Here is a 17,532-nt window from a genome sequence, read left to right as displayed (position 1 = left end):
AAAGCGATAAAAAACCATGACTACAGGCAGTGCTCTGTATATCCCGCCTTATAAGGCAGACGACCAGGATGTGGTTGTCGAACTCAATAACCGTTTTGGCCCTGACGCCTTTACCGCCCAGGCCACACGCACCGGTATGCCGGTGCTGTGGGTGGCGCGCGCCAAGCTCGTCGAAGTCCTGAGCTTCCTGCGCAACCTGCCCAAGCCGTACGTCATGCTCTATGACCTGCATGGCGTGGACGAGCGTCTGCGCACCAAGCGTCAAGGCCTGCCGAGCGGCGCCGATTTCACCGTGTTCTACCACTTGATGTCGCTGGAACGTAACAGCGACGTGATGATCAAGGTCGCGCTGTCCGAAAGCGACTTGAGCATCCCGACCGTCACCGGTATCTGGCCGAACGCCAGCTGGTACGAGCGTGAAGTCTGGGACATGTTCGGCATCGACTTCCCGGGCCACCCGCACCTGACGCGCATCATGATGCCGCCGACCTGGGAAGGTCACCCGCTGCGCAAGGACTTCCCGGCGCGCGCCACCGAATTCGACCCGTTCAGCCTCAACCTCGCCAAGCAGCAGCTTGAAGAAGAGGCTGCACGCTTCCGTCCGGAAGACTGGGGCATGAAGCGCTCCGGCACCAACGAGGACTACATGTTCCTCAACCTGGGCCCGAACCACCCTTCGGCTCACGGTGCCTTCCGGATCATCCTGCAACTGGACGGCGAAGAAATCGTCGACTGCGTGCCGGACATCGGCTACCACCACCGTGGTGCCGAGAAGATGGCCGAGCGCCAGTCGTGGCACAGCTTCATCCCGTACACCGACCGTATCGACTACCTCGGCGGCGTGATGAACAACCTGCCGTACGTGCTGTCGGTCGAGAAGCTGGCCGGTATCAAGGTACCGGACCGCGTCGACACCATCCGCATCATGATGGCCGAGTTCTTCCGGATCACCAGCCACCTGCTGTTCCTGGGTACTTACATCCAGGACGTCGGCGCCATGACCCCGGTGTTCTTCACCTTCACCGACCGTCAGCGCGCCTACAAGGTTATCGAAGCCATCACCGGTTTCCGCCTGCACCCGGCGTGGTACCGCATCGGCGGTGTGGCCCACGACCTGCCGAACGGCTGGGAGCGCCTGGTCAAGGAATTCATCGACTGGATGCCCAAGCGTCTGGACGAGTACCAAAAGGCTGCGCTGGACAACAGCATCCTCAAGGGCCGTACCATCGGCGTCGCGCAGTACAACACCAAAGAAGCCCTGGAATGGGGCGTCACCGGTGCCGGCCTGCGTTCCACCGGTTGCGACTTCGACCTGCGTAAAGCACGCCCCTACTCGGGCTACGAGAACTTCGAGTTCGAAGTGCCGCTGGCGGCCAATGGCGATGCCTACGACCGTTGCATCGTGCGCGTTGAAGAAATGCGCCAGAGCCTGAAGATCATCGAGCAGTGCATGCGCAACATGCCGGCAGGTCCCTACAAGGCGGATCACCCGCTGACCACGCCGCCGCCCAAAGAGCGCACGCTGCAGCACATCGAAACCCTGATCACGCACTTCCTGCAGGTTTCGTGGGGCCCGGTGATGCCGGCCAACGAATCCTTCCAGATGATCGAAGCGACCAAGGGTATCAACAGTTATTACCTGACGAGCGATGGCGGCACCATGAGCTACCGCACCCGGATTCGTACCCCAAGCTTTGCCCACTTGCAGCAGATCCCTTCGGTGATCAAAGGCGAGATGGTCGCGGATTTGATTGCGTACCTGGGTAGTATCGATTTCGTTATGGCCGACGTGGACCGCTAAGCATGAACAGCACGCTTATCCAAACAGATCGTTTCACTTTGAGTGAAACCGAGCGCTCGGCCATCGAGCACGAGCTGCATCACTACGAAGACCCGCGCGCGGCGTCGATCGAAGCCTTGAAGATCGTCCAGAAGGAACGTGGCTGGGTGCCGGACGGCGCCCTCTACGCCATCGGCGAGATCCTCGGCATTCCCGCCAGCGACGTTGAAGGGGTGGCCACGTTCTACAGCCAGATCTTCCGCCAGCCGGTCGGCCGCCACATCATTCGCGTGTGCGACAGCATGGTCTGCTACATCGGCGGCCACGAATCGGTGGTCAGCGAGATCCAGAACAAGCTGGGCATAGGCCTGGGCCAAACCACTGCGGACGGCCGCTTCACGCTGCTGCCGGTGTGCTGCCTGGGCAACTGCGACAAGGCGCCGGCGTTGATGATCGACGACGACACATTCGGTGACGTGCAGCCTGCTGGCGTCACCCAATTGCTTGAGGGCTACCCATGACCCTTACATCTTTCGGCCCGGCCAACCTGATCAAGCGTTCGCCTGAGACCCACCCGCTGACCTGGCGCCTGCGTGACGACGGCGAGCCGGTATGGCTCGACGAGTACCAGGCCAAGAACGGTTACGCGGCGGCGCGCAAAGCCTTCGCCGACATGGCCCAGGACGATATCGTCCAGACCGTCAAAGACGCCGGCCTCAAAGGCCGCGGCGGTGCAGGCTTCCCCACCGGTGTGAAGTGGGGCCTGATGCCCAAAGACGAATCCATCAATATCCGCTACCTGCTGTGCAACGCGGACGAGATGGAGCCCAACACCTGGAAAGACCGCATGCTGATGGAGCAACTGCCCCATCTGCTGATCGAAGGCATGCTGATCAGTGCTCGCGCGCTGAAAACCTACCGGGGCTACATCTTCCTGCGTGGCGAATACACCACCGCCGCCAAGCACCTCAACCGTGCTGTGGAAGAAGCCAAGGCCGCCGGCCTGTTGGGCAAGAACATCCTCGGTTCGGGTTTTGACTTCGAACTGTTCGTGCACACCGGCGCCGGGCGTTACATCTGCGGTGAAGAAACCGCACTGATCAACTCCCTCGAAGGCCGCCGCGCCAACCCGCGCTCCAAGCCGCCCTTCCCTGCCGCCGTCGGCGTGTGGGGCAAGCCGACTTGCGTGAACAACGTTGAAACCCTGTGCAACGTGCCGGCGATCATCGCCGACGGCGTCGACTGGTACAAATCATTGGCCCGCGCAGGCAGCGAAGACATGGGCACCAAGCTCATGGGCTTCTCCGGCAAGGTCAAGAACCCTGGCCTGTGGGAGCTGCCGTTCGGCGTGACCGCACGCGAGCTGTTCGAGGACTACGCCGGCGGCATGCGCGACGGCTACACCTTGAAAGCCTGGCAGCCAGGTGGCGCCGGTACCGGCTTCCTGCTCCCCGAGCACCTCGACGCACAAATGTATGCCGGCGGCATCGGCAAGGTCGGCACCCGGATGGGCACCGGCCTGGCGATGGCGGTGGACAACACCGTGAACATGGTTTCGTTGCTGCGCAACATGGAGCAGTTCTTTGCCCGTGAATCCTGCGGCTTCTGCACCCCGTGCCGTGACGGCTTGCCCTGGAGCGTCAAACTCTTGATGGCGATCGAGAACGGTGAAGGCCAGCCAGGCGACATCGAGACCCTGCTGGGTCTGGTCGGCTTCCTCGGCCCTGGCAAGACCTTCTGTGCTCACGCACCGGGCGCCGTGGAGCCATTGGGCAGCGCAATCAAATACTTCCGCTCGGAGTTCGAAGCCGGCATCGCGCCTGTCAGCGCCGCCGTCCCGCCTCTGGCAAGGCCGATCGTAGTCGGCGCGTAACGCTTTAAAGGGCGAAGGGTCCGTGCCCTTCGCTTTCTCATGGGCTGACGCCGTAAAGGCTGTGTTGATGCCCATGAATAACAAGATTCCATTAGCCACGCCCGCTGACAACGGGCCAACGAAGAACTTTGAACCATGGCCACTATCCACGTAGACGGCAAAGCGCTCGAAGTCGATGGGGCAGACAACCTGTTACAGGCATGTCTCTCACTAGGCCTCGACATCCCGTATTTCTGCTGGCACCCCGCGCTTGGTAGCGTTGGTGCCTGTCGCCAGTGCGCGGTCAAGCAGTACACCGACGAGAACGACACCCGTGGTCGTATCGTCATGTCCTGCATGACCCCAGCCACCGACAACACCTGGATCTCCATCGAAGATGAAGAATCCAAGGCGTTCCGCGCCAGTGTCGTCGAATGGCTGATGACCAACCACCCGCACGACTGCCCGGTCTGTGAGGAAGGCGGTCACTGCCACCTGCAAGACATGACGGTGATGACCGGCCACAACGAGCGCCGTTATCGCTTCACCAAACGCACCCACCAGAACCAGGACCTCGGCCCGTTCATTTCCCACGAAATGAACCGCTGTATCGCCTGCTACCGTTGCGTGCGTTTCTATAAAGACTACGCCGGCGGCACCGACCTGGGCGTCTTCGGCGCCCATGACAACGTGTACTTCGGTCGCGTTGAAGACGGCGTGCTCGAAAGCGAGTTCTCCGGCAACCTCACCGAGGTCTGCCCGACCGGTGTGTTCACCGACAAGACTCACTCCGAGCGCTACAACCGTAAGTGGGACATGCAGTTCTCGCCGAGCATCTGCCATGGCTGCTCCAGCGGTTGCAACATTTCCCCGGGCGAGCGCTACGGCGAACTGCGTCGTATCGAAAACCGCTTCAACGGTTCGGTCAACCAGTACTTCCTGTGCGACCGTGGCCGTTTCGGCTACGGCTACGTCAACCGCGAAGACCGCCCACGCCAGCCGCTGTTGGCCGGTGGCGCCAAGCTGAGCCTGGACGACGCGCTGGATAAAGCCGCCGACCTGCTGCGCGGCCGCAACATCGTCGGTATCGGTTCGCCGCGTGCCAGCCTCGAAAGCAACTACGCGTTGCGCGAGCTGGTCGGTGCCGAGCACTTCTACTCCGGTATCGAAGCCGGTGAGCTGGAGCGCATCCGCCTGGTCCTGCAAGTGCTGAACGACAGCCCGCTGCCAGTGCCGAACATGCGCGACATCGAAGACCACGATGCGATCTTCGTCCTCGGCGAAGACCTGACCCAGACCGCCGCGCGTATTGCGCTGTCGCTGCGTCAGTCGGTCAAAGGCAAGGCCGAAGACATGGCCGACGCCATGCGCGTTCAGCCTTGGCTCGACGCCGCCGTAAAAAACATCGGCCAGCACGCGCTGAACCCGCTGTTTATCGCGAGCCTGGCTGAAACCAAGCTCGACGACATCGCCGAAGAATGCGTTCACGCAGCGCCGGATGACCTGGCTCGCATCGGTTTCGCCGTGGCCCACGCCCTCGACGCCAGCGCGCCTGCCGTCGACGGCCTGGACACTGAAGCCGTTGAACTGGCCCAGCGCATCGCCGACGCCCTGCTCGCGGCCAAGCGCCCATTGATCATTGCCGGTACCTCGTTGGGTTCCAAGGCACTGATTGAGGCTGCTGCGAACATCGCGAAGGCCTTGAAGCTGCGCGACAAGAACGGTTCCATCAGCCTGGTCGTGCCGGAAGCCAACAGCCTCGGCCTGGCGATGCTCGGTGGCGAGTCCCTGGACACCGCCCTGCAAGCGGTGATCGACGGCAATGCCGACGCCATCGTGGTGCTGGAAAACGACCTGTACACCCGCACCGATTCGGCCAAGGTCGACGCTGCGCTGGACGCCGCCAAAGTGCTGATCGTGGCCGACCACCAGAAGACCGCCACCAGCGAGCGTGCCGACCTGGTACTGCCAGCCGCCACCTTCGCCGAAGGCGACGGTACGCTGGTCAGCCAGGAAGGCCGCGCCCAACGCTTCTTCCAGGTGTTCGATCCGAAGTACATGGACGCCAGCATCCTGGTTCACGAAGGCTGGCGCTGGCTGCATGCCCTGCGCGCGACCCTGCTGAATCAACCGATCGACTGGACCCAACTTGACCACGTGACCGCTGCTGCTGCCGCAAGCGCCCCGCAGCTGGCCCGTATCGTCGACGCTGCGCCGTCCGCCTCGTTCCGCATCAAGGGCATGAAACTGGCCCGTGAACCGCTGCGTTACTCCGGCCGTACGGCCATGCGCGCCGACATCAGTGTGCACGAACCGCGTACCCCGCAAGACCCGGACACCGCGTTCGCCTTCTCCATGGAAGGTTACTCGGGCTCGGTCGAGCCACGTCAGCAGGTGCCATTTGCCTGGTCGCCGGGCTGGAACTCGCCGCAAGCCTGGAACAAGTTCCAGGACGAAGTCGGTGGTCACATCCGCGCTGGCGACCCGGGCACCCGCCTGATCGAAAGCACCGGGGATTCGCTGAACTGGTTCGCTGCGGTACCGCGTCCGTTCAACCCGGCCCAGGGCACCTGGCAGGTTGTGCCGTTCTTCCACCTGTTCGGCAGCGAAGAGACCTCTTCCAAAGCCGCGCCGGTGCAAAGTCGCATTCCTGAAGCCTACGTGTCGGTGGCCAAGTCCGAAGCCGACCGCCTGGGCGTCAACGACGGTGCCCTGCTCAGCCTGAACGTGGCTGGCCAGACCCTGCGTCTGCCGCTGCGCATCAACGATGAGTTGGGTGCTGGCCTGGTTGCACTGCCTAAAGGCCTGGCGGGTATTCCGCCTGCGATTTTCGGCAAAACCGTTGACGGTCTGCAGGAGGCAGCGCAATGACTTGGTTCACGCCGGAAGTAATTGACGTGATCATCTCGGTGGTCAAGGCCATCGTGATCCTGTTGGCCGTGGTCGTTGCGGGCGCCCTGCTCAGCTTCGTCGAACGTCGCCTGCTGGGCTGGTGGCAGGACCGTTACGGTCCGAACCGCGTTGGCCCATTCGGCATGTTCCAGATCGCCGCCGACATGCTGAAAATGTTCTTCAAGGAAGACTGGACCCCGCCGTTTGCCGACAAGGTGATCTTCACCCTGGCACCGGTCGTGGCCATGAGCGCCTTGCTGATCGCCTTCGCGATCATCCCGATCACCCCGACCTGGGGCGTGGCGGACCTGAACATCGGCTTGCTGTTCTTCTTCGCCATGGCCGGTTTGTCGGTCTACGCGGTGCTGTTCGCCGGTTGGTCGAGCAACAACAAGTTCGCCCTGTTGGGCAGCTTGCGGGCCTCGGCCCAGACCGTGTCCTACGAAGTGTTTATGGGCCTGGCGCTGATGGGCATCGTGGTGCAGGTCGGCTCGTTCAACATGCGCGACATCGTCGAGTACCAGGCGCAGAACCTGTGGTTCATCATTCCGCAGTTCTTCGGCTTCTGCACCTTCTTCATTGCTGGCGTCGCCGTGACTCACCGTCACCCGTTCGACCAGCCGGAAGCAGAACAGGAACTGGCCGACGGTTACCACATTGAATACGCCGGCATGAAATGGGGCATGTTCTTTGTGGGTGAGTACATCGGCATCATCTTGATCTCGGCCCTGCTGGTCACGCTGTTCTTCGGCGGCTGGCACGGTCCGTTCGGCATCCTGCCGCAGTTGGCGTTCTTCTGGTTCTTCCTGAAGACCGCGTTCTTCATCATGTTGTTTATCCTGCTGCGCGCTTCCATTCCGCGTCCACGATACGACCAGGTGATGGATTTCAGCTGGCGCTTCTGCCTGCCGCTGACCCTGATCAATTTGCTGGTGACGGCTGCCGTTGTGTTGTTGAACACGCCAGCCGGCGCGGTTCAGTGAGGATTTGACCCATGTTCAAATATATTGGCGACATCGTTAAGGGTACCGGTACCCAGTTGCGAAGCCTGGTGATGGTGTTCGGTCACGGCTTTCGCAAACGCGACACCTTGCAATACCCGGAAGAAGCGGTGTACCTGCCGCCGCGTTATCGCGGCCGCATCGTACTGACCCGCGACCCCGATGGCGAAGAGCGTTGTGTAGCCTGCAACCTGTGCGCCGTGGCGTGCCCGGTGGGTTGCATCTCCCTGCAGAAAGCTGAAACCGAAGACGGTCGCTGGTACCCGGACTTCTTCCGCATCAACTTCTCGCGCTGCATTTTCTGCGGCCTCTGCGAGGAAGCTTGCCCGACCACCGCGATCCAGCTGACACCGGATTTCGAGATGGCCGAGTTCAAACGTCAGGACCTGGTGTACGAGAAAGAAGATTTGCTGATCTCTGGTCCCGGTAAAAACCCTGATTACAACTTCTATCGTGTTGCAGGTATGGCCGTTGCCGGTAAGCCCAAGGGCGCCGCACAAAACGAAGCCGAGCCGATCAACGTGAAGAGCTTGCTGCCTTAAGGAAGAAAGATGGAATTCGCTTTCTATTTCGCGTCCGGTATTGCAGTGGTGTCCACGCTTCGCGTGATCACCAACACCAATCCTGTGCACGCCCTGCTCTACCTGATCATTTCGTTGATCGCCGTGGCCATGACGTTTTTCAGCCTCGGCGCACCGTTCGCCGGTGTGCTGGAAGTGATCGCCTACGCCGGCGCCATCATGGTGCTGTTCGTGTTTGTGGTGATGATGCTCAACCTGGGGCCGGCCTCGGTCGCCCAGGAACGCGTCTGGCTCAAGCCCGGCATCTGGCTCGGCCCGGTCATCCTGGCAGCGCTGCTGCTGGGTGAACTGCTGTATGTGCTGTTCGCTCACCAGAGCGGCCAGGCCATCGGCCACACCACCGTAGACGCGAAAGCCGTGGGCGTCAGCCTGTTCGGCCCGTACCTGCTGGTGGTCGAACTGGCTTCGATGCTGCTGCTCGCGGCAGCCATCACCGCCTTCCACTTGGGCCGCAACGAAGCCAAGGAGCAATGACGATGCCTGCTATCCCTTTGGAGCATGGTCTGGCGGTCGCCGGCATCCTGTTCTGCCTCGGCCTGGTCGGCCTGATGGTTCGCCGTAACATTCTGTTCGTGTTGATGAGCCTGGAAATCATGATGAACGCCGCCGCACTGGCGTTCGTTGTTGCAGGTAGCCGATGGGCGCAGCCGGATGGGCAAGTCATGTTCATTCTGGTGATCAGCCTGGCAGCCGCCGAGGCCAGTATCGGCCTGGCGATCCTGCTGCAACTGTATCGTCGCTTCCACACGCTTGATATCGACGCTGCCAGTGAGATGCGCGGATGAACATGATCTTTCTGACTTTCGTATTTCCCCTGATCGGTTTCCTGCTGCTGTCGTTCTCCCGTGGACGCTGGTCGGAAAACCTGTCTGCCCTGATCGGTGTGGGTTCCATTGGCCTGTCGGCCATCGTGGCCGCCTACGTCATCTGGCAATTCAACGTGGCGCCGCCGGAAGGCGGCCACTACACCCTGGTGCTGTGGCAGTGGATGTCGGTGGACGGCTTCAAGCCCAACTTCGCCCTCTACGTCGACGGCCTGTCGATCACCATGCTCGGCGTGGTGGTGGGTGTAGGCTTCCTGATCCACCTGTTCGCGTCCTGGTACATGCGCGGTGAAGCGGGCTACTCGCGCTTCTTCTCGTACACCAACCTGTTTATCGCCAGCATGCTGTTCCTGGTCCTCGGCGATAACCTGTTGTTCCTTTACTTCGGCTGGGAAGGCGTGGGCCTGTGCTCGTACCTGTTGATCGGTTTCTACTACAGCAACCGCAACAACGGTAACGCGGCTCTCAAAGCCTTTATCGTCACCCGCATCGGCGACGTGTTCATGGCCATCGGCCTGTTTATCCTGTTCCAACAGGTGGGCACGCTGAACATCCAGGAACTGCTGGTGCTGGCACCGCAGAAATTCCAGGTCGGCGACTTCTGGATCACCCTCGCAACCCTGATGCTGCTGGGCGGCGCCGTGGGTAAATCCGCGCAACTGCCGCTGCAAACCTGGCTGGCGGACGCGATGGCCGGTCCTACGCCGGTGTCGGCGCTGATCCACGCTGCAACCATGGTAACCGCCGGTGTCTACCTGATCGCGCGTACCCACGGCCTGTTCACCCTGGCGCCGGAAATCCTGCATCTTGTAGGACTGGTCGGTGGTGTGACCCTGGTTCTGGCGGGCTTCGCCGCGCTGGTACAGACCGACATCAAGCGTATCCTCGCCTACTCGACCATGAGCCAGATCGGCTACATGTTCCTGGCCCTGGGCGTCGGCGCCTGGGACGCGGCGATCTTCCACCTGATGACCCACGCCTTCTTCAAGGCCCTGCTGTTCCTTGCATCCGGTGCGGTGATCGTTGCCTGCCACCACGAGCAGAACATCTTCAAGATGGGCGGCCTGTGGAAGAAACTGCCATTGGCCTACGCCAGCTTCATTGTCGGTGGTGCCGCCCTGGCAGCCCTGCCGTTGGTGACCGCAGGTTTCTACTCGAAAGACGAAATCCTCTGGGAAGCCTTCGCCAGCGGTAACCAGAACCTGCTGTATGCAGGCCTGGTGGGTGCGTTCATGACCTCGCTGTACACCTTCCGTCTGATCTTCATCACCTTCCACGGTGAAGCCAAGACCGAAGCACACGCAGGCCACGGCATCTCCCACTGGTTGCCACTGTCGGTGCTGATCATCCTGTCTACCTTCATCGGCGCCATGATCACCCCGCCGCTGGCCGGTGTACTGCCGGAAAGCGCCGGCCATGCCGGTGGCGCTGCCAAGCACAGCCTGGAAATCGCCTCGGGCGCCATCGCCATCGCAGGTATCCTGCTGGCTGCCCTGCTGTTCCTCGGCAAGCGTCGCTTCGTGACGGCGGTGGCCAACAGTGGCATTGGCCGCTTCCTCTCGGCCTGGTGGTTCGCTGCGTGGGGCTTCGACTGGATCTACGACAAACTGTTCGTCAAGCCATACCTTGCGATCAGCCACCTTCTGCGCAAAGACCCGCTCGACCAGACCATCGGTTTGATCCCGCGCGCCGCCAAGGCCGGTCACACCGCCCTGAGCCGCAGCGAGACAGGCCAATTGCGTTGGTATGCAGCTTCCATGGCCGTCGGTGCCGTGCTGGTGATCGGCGCCATCGTGGTGGTGGCGGTATGACCATGTCTATGAACCTTGCGAACATTGCCTACTTTGCGAACTTGCAAAAGGAAACGAGCCCGTCATGATTCTGCCCTGGCTAATCCTGATCCCCTTTATCGGCGGCCTGCTCTGCTGGATGGGTGAACGCTTCGGCGCCACCCTCCCCCGCTGGATTGCGTTGCTGACCATGTCCCTGGAACTCGCGCTCGGCCTCTGGTTGTGGGCGCACGGTGACTATTCATTCGCTCCGGCACCGGGTGTCGATCCAACCTTCGCGCTCGAATTCAAGCACGTATGGATCCAGCGCTTCGGCATCAACGTGCACCTGGCCCTCGACGGCCTGTCGCTGTTGATGATTTTGCTGACCGGCTTGCTGGGTATCCTCTCGGTACTTTGCTCCTGGAAAGAAATTCAGCGTCACGTGGGCTTCTTCCACCTGAACCTGATGTGGATTTTGGGCGGCGTTGTCGGCGTGTTCCTGGCGCTGGACCTGTTCATGTTCTTCTTCTTCTGGGAAATGATGCTGGTGCCGATGTACTTCCTCATCGCGCTCTGGGGTCACAGTTCTTCGGACGGCAAGAAAACCCGGATCTACGCGGCGACCAAGTTCTTCATCTTCACCCAGGCTTCCGGCCTGATCATGTTGGTGGCGATCCTGGGTCTGGTACTGGTCAACTTCAACAACACCGGTGTGATTACCTTCAACTACGCCGACCTGTTGAAGACCAAGATGTCCCTGACCACCGAGTACATCCTGATGCTGGGCTTCTTTATCGCCTTCGCGGTGAAGCTGCCGGTGGTGCCGTTCCACTCCTGGCTGCCTGATGCTCACGCCCAGGCGCCGACCGCAGGTTCCGTCGACCTCGCCGGTATCCTGTTGAAGACCGCTGCTTATGGTCTGCTGCGTTTCGCCCTGCCGCTGTTCCCGAATGCCTCGGCCGAGTTCGCGCCGATCGCCATGACCCTGGGTCTGATCGGGATCTTCTACGGTGCGTTCCTGGCTTTTGCGCAAACCGACATCAAGCGTCTGATTGCCTTCTCGTCCGTTTCCCACATGGGTTTCGTATTGATCGGCATCTACTCCGGCAGCCAGCTGGCGCTGCAAGGCGCAGTGATCCAGATGCTGGCCCACGGTGTTTCGGCCGCCGCACTGTTTATCCTCAGTGGTCAGCTGTACGAGCGCCTGCACACCCGTGACATGCGTGAAATGGGTGGCGTGTGGTCGCGCATCGCGTACCTGCCGGCCATCAGCCTGTTCTTCGCCGCCGCATCCCTGGGCTTGCCGGGCACCGGTAACTTCATCGGCGAGTTCCTGATCCTGATGGGTTCGTTCGTGCACACGCCGTGGATCAGCGCCATTGCTACCTCGGGCCTGGTGTTTGGTTCGGTCTACTCGCTGATCATGATCCACCGCGCCTACTTCGGCCCGGCCAAGTCCGACACCGTCCTGCAAGGGATGGATGCTCGCGAACTGATCATGGTGCTCGGCCTTGCGGTGCTGCTGATCTACATCGGTGTGTACCCGCAACCGTTCCTGGACACTTCTGCCGCGACGATGCATGGCGTGCAGCAGTGGATCGGCACCGCCTTCTCTCAACTCGCTTCGGCCCGGTAAGAGCGCTATGGAATTCACGATCCAACACTTTATCGCGCTTGCGCCGCTGCTGATTACCAGCCTCACCGTTGTGGCGGTGATGCTGGCAATCGCCTGGCGCCGCAATCATTCGCAAACGTTCCTGCTGTCTTGTGCCGGGCTTAACCTGGCCCTGCTGTCGATCATCCCGGCACTCAAGGTCGCGCCATTGGCCGTGACCCCGCTGATGATGGTCGATGACTTCGCGCTGCTGTACATCGCGTTGATCCTGGTTGCCACCCTGGCCTGCGTCACCCTCGCCCACGCCTACCTCGGCGAAGGCGGCACCGGCTACCCAGGCAACAAGGAAGAGCTGTACCTGCTGATTCTGCTGGCTGCGGCCGGTGGCATCGTGCTGGTCAGCGCTCAGCACCTGGCCGGCTTGTTCATCGGCCTGGAACTGCTGTCGATCCCGACTTACGGCCTGGTGGCCTACGCCTTCTTCAACAAGCGCTCCCTGGAAGCCGGCATCAAGTACATGGTGCTGTCGGCTGCCGGTTCCGCATTCCTGTTGTTCGGTATGGCCCTGCTCTACGCCGAAGCCGGCAACCTGAGCTTCACCGGTATCGGTCACGCCCTGGCGGCCACCAACATGCCCGCGCCGATTGCCCAACTGGGCCTGGCGATGATGTTGATCGGCCTGGCGTTCAAGCTGTCCCTGGTGCCGTTCCACCTGTGGACCCCGGACGTGTACGAAGGCGCCCCGGCGCCAGTGGCTGCGTTCCTGGCCACCGCGTCGAAGGTTGCCGTGTTTGCGGTGATGGTGCGTTTGTTCCAGATCTCGCCTGCGGCCAACACCGGCGTGCTGAGCACCGTGCTGACCGTGATCGCCATTGCGTCGATCCTGTTCGGTAACCTGCTGGCCCTGACCCAGAACAACCTCAAGCGTCTGCTGGGTTACTCGTCCATCGCGCACTTCGGCTACCTGCTGATCGCCTTGGTGGCGAGCAAAGGCCTGGCCGTGGAAGCCATGGGCGTGTACCTGGTTACCTACGTAATCACCAGCCTCGGCGCATTCGGCGTAATCACGCTGATGTCCTCGCCGTTCAAAGGCCGTGACGCCGACGCCCTGTACGAATACCGCGGCCTGTTCTGGCGCCGTCCGTACCTGACCGCCGTGCTCACCGTGATGATGTTGTCCCTGGCCGGTATCCCGCTGACCGCAGGCTTCATCGGCAAGTTCTACATCGTGGCTACCGGTGTTGAAGCCCACGAATGGTGGCTGGTAGCGTCGTTGGTACTGGGCAGCGCCATCGGCGTGTTCTACTACCTGCGCGTGATGGTCACCCTGTACCTGATCGAGCCAAACCTGCGCCGTGTAGACGCCGAGCTGCATTGGGAGCAGAAGGCAGGCGGCGTGATGCTGCTGGCCATCGCCCTGCTCGCGTTCTTCCTGGGCGTATACCCACAACCGTTGCTCACCCTGGTGCAGCACGCGGTGCTGGGCGTTTGATCGCTTAGATTGAAGCAGTAAACAAAACGGCGCCTTCGGGCGCCGTTTTGCGTTTCTGAGGATCAATTCTTTCGCCTGCTCATACTGTAGAAATTTCCTTCATCTACTACCTATTCGTCTGGCATCTACTCGCTGAAGGCGGCCTTATGGTGGTTGCGTTTTAGGAAAGTTCCCACAGCCCGGTCACTTGACCCAAGGCGCGTGGGCCACCACACTATACGCAGGCTACGTACAGAACATGGATGCTCTATTTATCGAATTGCCGGCCTTTGAACGGCATCGCAGGGACTATCTGAGTGACGAGCTATTCCAGGGCTTTCAACAGGAGTTGATGAAGAACCCGCAAGCAGGCGACGTGATCGAGGGAACCGGCGGGTTGCGCAAGGTCCGTTTCGTCGACGAGCGACGCAACAAAGGCAAACGCGGGGGCTTGCGGGTCATTTACTACTGGTGGTCGGGCGGCACGCAATTCTGGTTGTTCACCCTGTACGGCAAACACGAACAGGACGACCTTACCCCCAACCACAAGAAAGCCCTAAAACACATGCTGGACAGGGAAATCAAAGCGAGAACACATCATGAAACGTGAAATCTTTTCCGAACTGGTCGAAGGCTTCGACGCCCTGGCCGAAGAGCGCCAAGGCAAAGTCACCCTGCGGACCCACAAGGTCCATCTCAACAACCTGGCCCCCCTGAGCGCCGACGAAGTGGTGGCCGTGCGCCAACAGCTCAACCTCTCGCGCTCGGTGTTCGCCATGTACCTGCGCACCAACGTGCGCACCCTGGAAAACTGGGAACAAGGCCGGGCCAAGCCCAATGCCCAGGCCACCACCTTGATCCGGCTGGTGGCGCGCTTTCCGGAAACCGTGGCACAGCTGGCTGCACTAGGCTAAACAAGCACCTCGTGGTAATCCGGCTTGCAGTGCTGAACGGCTGGTTGTGGCGAGCGGGCTTGTTGTGGCGAGCGGGCTTGCCCCGCGTTGGAGCGCGCAGCGCTCCCAGCAAAAAACAAAGTCACCCCGCTCGCGGGTAATGCCCGACCCGATCGGCCCAACCCCAAGCCGGTTATCACGTACGTACCAGGCAATCGGCGCGCTTTTTAATTCGCCAAACAGCAGGGCTTGGGCGGGCAATCGAATGCGGGGCGTTGGCCGCCCCGCATTCAAGCGTGCGCTTAGAACGCGATACCGACTTTAAAACCGTACTCGTCGCGCTTGAGCTTGGTGTTGTCGGCGACATAGGAGTCGTCGTCGAGCTTGTATTCGGTACGCGTGTAATACAGGCCCGCCATCACCGGCAAGTCACCTTTCTGGTTCATCAGCAGGCTGACTTCGGCGTACGGGTTGGTGCGGTCCTTGAGGTCCACCGTGTCGCTGCCCAGGCCATCGACCTTGAGCTTGGCCCGGCCGTCGATGGTGCGGCGGGCACCGGCTTCGACGCGCAGGGTCATGTCATCGAACTGGTGGTTGTAACCCAGCGCGGCCTTGGCGAACGGCGATTTGTTGGTGAGCTTGACGTCGTAATCGTTGGTGTCCGGCTCGTAACGGGTCCAGCTGTAGCCACCACCGACGATCACGTCGACGAAGTTGCGCGCGTCCAGCGCGGCACGCCAGCCAAGGTCCAGGTCAGCCTGGCCTTCCTTGAGTTTATTGCTACTTTTTTCGCCGTATTTGGCTTCGATACCGGCTTGGTAAATAAAGCCGGACTCGGCGGTGAGCTTGTTGCCGAAGTTGTAGAACAGGCCCGCTTCGGGCATGTGGTCCTTGTCGCTTTCGCTGCCACCTTCGAGTTTGAAGTCGTTATAGCTGCCCTGCAGGCCCAGGACGGAAATCGGGCCAGTCGGTGCTGCGGCGAACACCACAGCAGGCGCGGTGACCAGCGCCAGCAGCGAGGAACCCTTGAGGAATTTTCCGAATAGCTTGGACATCGTTTTACATCTCCTTGTCTGGTGAGCAAATTATTCAGGAAACGGTTCGAACCTCGGTGTTTGCCAAAGGTTCGAATTAATTTGCATTGACATGAAGGTAAAACGGTTCAGCGAAGGCTCTAGCTCAAGGCTCCCTAGAATTTGCCATTACTAAGCTATCAAGGGCTTGGCGAAGTTGCGGATGCTTCGGCAAACAAATACCGAAGGTGCCCTGCAGCAATTCCAGTAACTCATCGGCACTTTCGACTGCGCGCTTTTCGCTGGGCTGGTCAAGGCAATGAACCGCGTAATTGGCATTGGCCAAGGTATGCCGTTTACCCGGCGCCAACCGCGCAGCTTTCAGTTGCCCGACGAAAACGGAAGCCGGGTGCGTCGACACGTACCAATTGCCGATGGTGTAGTCGATATCGGCCTGCACTTGCAGGTCGAACACATATAAGCCTCGCCATTCCTCGCCCACCAGCGCCCACAGGGTGTAATCGGCACCGTTGAAGGTCAGGCGATAAGGTTCATGGGCGGTGGCCTGGGGCACCTCGGTGTCCAGCTGCAACGGGCTGCTGGGCACCATGCCGCCGAAGCCGACATCGGTGACATAACGCACGCCGTCCAGGGTCACCAGGCTCAGGCGATGGGTGCGCCCGGTACGTGCATCAGGCGGCCCGCCCATCACCACCCAACCGGTCAGCCCGCGGGCGTCGAAACCCAGCTCCTGCAACAGCGCCAGGAACAGATAGTTAAGCTCGAAACAGTAACCGCCACGCCCGTCCAGCAGGACCTTTTGCTCAATGCTGGGCAGATCGATCGACACCGGAGCATGCAGCAATGTCGACAGGCTCTCAAAGGCGAAGGTGCAGACGTGCCGCAGTTGCAGGTCCTGCAGGGTTTTAAGCGTTGGGGGCGGGGGCGAGTCGTAGCCCAGACGCTGCAGGTAGAGCTGGCTGTGAGTCAATCGGGACATGGCGCGATCCTTGGGCGCGTGACGAGTGCGTCACTATGCCGCGCCAGCGTGCGGCTTGTCATTTTGAGTGAACCTTTTAGAAAGCCCGCCTATCCATCTATAACAAGACAGGGAGGCAACATGAGTACCGCAAAAATCTACACCATTCACTATCAACTGCACGGTCAACCGAAATCCTTTGTGGTGCGCGCCGAAGTGATGAATAACGCTGAAGCGTGGCATTGGGCGGCGGTTGATGCCGATATTGCCCATGTCAGCCGCATAGGGCGCGTGGGGCATGAGCAGGTCAAAAAAACTACCCGGCCCTGGGCGGAGAAGTTTGGGATCAGCGAGGTTACCTGGGTGCCGCCCAAGTAGGTTTCGTTTGGATGTGATCAGGCCCCGCTTTTGCGGGGTTTGGTTTTTGGGGGTGTTGGTGGTGGTGTGCATATCCGTTATTTAGGTAACGGCGGCCTAGGGTTCCGCCCTGACGGCGGGTCACTTTTGCAAGGACGCAAAAGTAACCAAAAGGTACACGCCCCAACACTCGGTGCCTCGCTGTGGCTCGGCATGCCCGCAATCCGACAGTGATTTGGGGGGCCGCCGCCACGCGCCATCCATGGCGCGGGGCGGCTAAACCGGCATCCCTGCCGGTTTACCCCCCAAATCACTGTCAGATTCCGGCCATCGTGTTTGACGGGGCGATTTTAGATCAAGATCAAGATCAAAAGCGCAGATCAAAAGACCGCTGACTTCGTCATCGAAAAGGATGTAAGGGCCAGAGCAACAGCAACAGCAACAGCAACAGCAACAGCAACAGCAACAGCAACAGCAACAGCAACAGCAACAGCAACAGCAA

Annotated in this window: 16 protein-coding genes; 14 read left to right on the top strand and 2 right to left on the bottom strand. The window is 60.7% G+C overall.

Translation table 11 applies throughout. The features are described 5' to 3' along the window. Window positions 1–16: 16 nt before the first annotated feature. The 13 genes from nuoC (at window position 17) to AOA59_RS28915 (ending at window position 14,702) form a co-directional block, all read left to right on the top strand. Window positions 17–1,801 (top strand): NADH-quinone oxidoreductase subunit C/D, encoded by a 1,785-nt coding sequence (gene nuoC, locus AOA59_RS28975; protein WP_017137515.1) that lies wholly within the window; start codon window positions 17–19, stop codon window positions 1,799–1,801. Window positions 1,802–1,803: 2 nt separating this feature from the next. Then, window positions 1,804–2,301: an NADH-quinone oxidoreductase subunit NuoE gene (gene nuoE, locus AOA59_RS28970; protein ID WP_056861694.1), complete on the top strand. Its 498-nt coding sequence runs from the start codon at window positions 1,804–1,806 to the stop codon at window positions 2,299–2,301. Then, window positions 2,298–3,653, top strand: a complete 1,356-nt coding sequence (gene nuoF, locus AOA59_RS28965; protein WP_099489865.1) for an NADH-quinone oxidoreductase subunit NuoF — start codon at window positions 2,298–2,300, stop codon at window positions 3,651–3,653. The genes nuoE and nuoF overlap by 4 nt, the downstream gene beginning before the upstream one ends. A gap of 135 nt (window positions 3,654–3,788) precedes the next feature. Next, window positions 3,789–6,503 carry an NADH-quinone oxidoreductase subunit NuoG gene (gene nuoG / locus AOA59_RS28960; RefSeq protein WP_099489864.1) on the top strand — a complete coding sequence of 905 codons (2,715 nt, stop codon included), beginning with the start codon at window positions 3,789–3,791 and terminating at the stop codon, window positions 6,501–6,503. After that, window positions 6,500–7,507, top strand: a complete 1,008-nt coding sequence (gene nuoH / locus AOA59_RS28955; RefSeq protein ID WP_017137518.1) for an NADH-quinone oxidoreductase subunit NuoH — start codon at window positions 6,500–6,502, stop codon at window positions 7,505–7,507. Before nuoG ends, nuoH begins: the two co-directional genes overlap by 4 nt. A gap of 11 nt (window positions 7,508–7,518) precedes the next feature. Next, the gene (gene nuoI / locus AOA59_RS28950) at window positions 7,519–8,067 is read left to right on the top strand and encodes an NADH-quinone oxidoreductase subunit NuoI (RefSeq protein WP_003174725.1); all 549 of its coding nucleotides are present in this window, start codon (window positions 7,519–7,521) and stop codon (window positions 8,065–8,067) included. A 9-nt stretch (window positions 8,068–8,076) separates the two neighbouring features. After that, entirely contained in the window at window positions 8,077–8,580 is a 504-nt protein-coding gene (nuoJ, locus tag AOA59_RS28945) for an NADH-quinone oxidoreductase subunit J (RefSeq protein WP_017137519.1), read from the top strand. 2 nt (window positions 8,581–8,582) lie between these two features. Beyond that, window positions 8,583–8,891 carry an NADH-quinone oxidoreductase subunit NuoK gene (nuoK, locus tag AOA59_RS28940; protein WP_017137520.1) on the top strand — a complete coding sequence of 103 codons (309 nt, stop codon included), beginning with the start codon at window positions 8,583–8,585 and terminating at the stop codon, window positions 8,889–8,891. Next, window positions 8,888–10,741, top strand: coding sequence for an NADH-quinone oxidoreductase subunit L (nuoL, locus tag AOA59_RS28935; protein WP_069788243.1), 1,854 nt, complete (start codon window positions 8,888–8,890; stop codon window positions 10,739–10,741). Before nuoK ends, nuoL begins: the two co-directional genes overlap by 4 nt. Before the next feature lie 64 nt (window positions 10,742–10,805). Then, window positions 10,806–12,338: an NADH-quinone oxidoreductase subunit M gene (gene nuoM / locus AOA59_RS28930; protein WP_017137522.1), complete on the top strand. Its 1,533-nt coding sequence runs from the start codon at window positions 10,806–10,808 to the stop codon at window positions 12,336–12,338. Between the two features lie 7 nt (window positions 12,339–12,345). After that, the gene (nuoN, locus tag AOA59_RS28925) at window positions 12,346–13,809 is read left to right on the top strand and encodes an NADH-quinone oxidoreductase subunit NuoN (protein ID WP_017137523.1); all 1,464 of its coding nucleotides are present in this window, start codon (window positions 12,346–12,348) and stop codon (window positions 13,807–13,809) included. 238 nt (window positions 13,810–14,047) lie between these two features. After that, complete coding sequence (locus AOA59_RS28920) at window positions 14,048–14,398, top strand: toxin (protein ID WP_026013737.1); 351 nt, start codon at window positions 14,048–14,050, stop codon at window positions 14,396–14,398. Next, window positions 14,388–14,702: a DNA-binding transcriptional regulator gene (locus AOA59_RS28915; RefSeq protein ID WP_065931182.1), complete on the top strand. Its 315-nt coding sequence runs from the start codon at window positions 14,388–14,390 to the stop codon at window positions 14,700–14,702. Before AOA59_RS28920 ends, AOA59_RS28915 begins: the two co-directional genes overlap by 11 nt. Window positions 14,703–14,983: 281 nt before the next feature. Here AOA59_RS28915 and AOA59_RS28910 read toward each other — a convergent pair whose 3' ends face one another. Both AOA59_RS28910 and AOA59_RS28905 read right to left on the bottom strand, forming a co-directional pair. Further along, window positions 14,984–15,736 (bottom strand): outer membrane beta-barrel protein, encoded by a 753-nt coding sequence (locus AOA59_RS28910; RefSeq protein WP_056861692.1) that lies wholly within the window; start codon window positions 15,734–15,736, stop codon window positions 14,984–14,986. A gap of 124 nt (window positions 15,737–15,860) precedes the next feature. Continuing rightward, a complete protein-coding gene (locus tag AOA59_RS28905; RefSeq protein WP_099489863.1) occupies window positions 15,861–16,694 on the bottom strand; it encodes an arylamine N-acetyltransferase in 834 nt (277 codons plus the stop codon). A gap of 120 nt (window positions 16,695–16,814) precedes the next feature. Between AOA59_RS28905 and AOA59_RS28900 the strand changes: the two genes are divergently transcribed. Continuing rightward, window positions 16,815–17,051 (top strand): DUF6555 family protein, encoded by a 237-nt coding sequence (locus AOA59_RS28900; protein ID WP_017137532.1) that lies wholly within the window; start codon window positions 16,815–16,817, stop codon window positions 17,049–17,051. Window positions 17,052–17,532: the final 481 nt, after the last annotated feature.

Source organism: Pseudomonas sp. 2822-15 (genome assembly GCF_002742515.1).
In the GTDB taxonomy this organism is placed as follows: Bacteria; Pseudomonadota; Gammaproteobacteria; order Pseudomonadales; family Pseudomonadaceae; genus Aquipseudomonas; species Aquipseudomonas salomonii.
The sequence above is the reverse complement of the archived record's forward strand: the minus strand, read 5'-3'. Positions and strand labels throughout refer to the sequence as shown.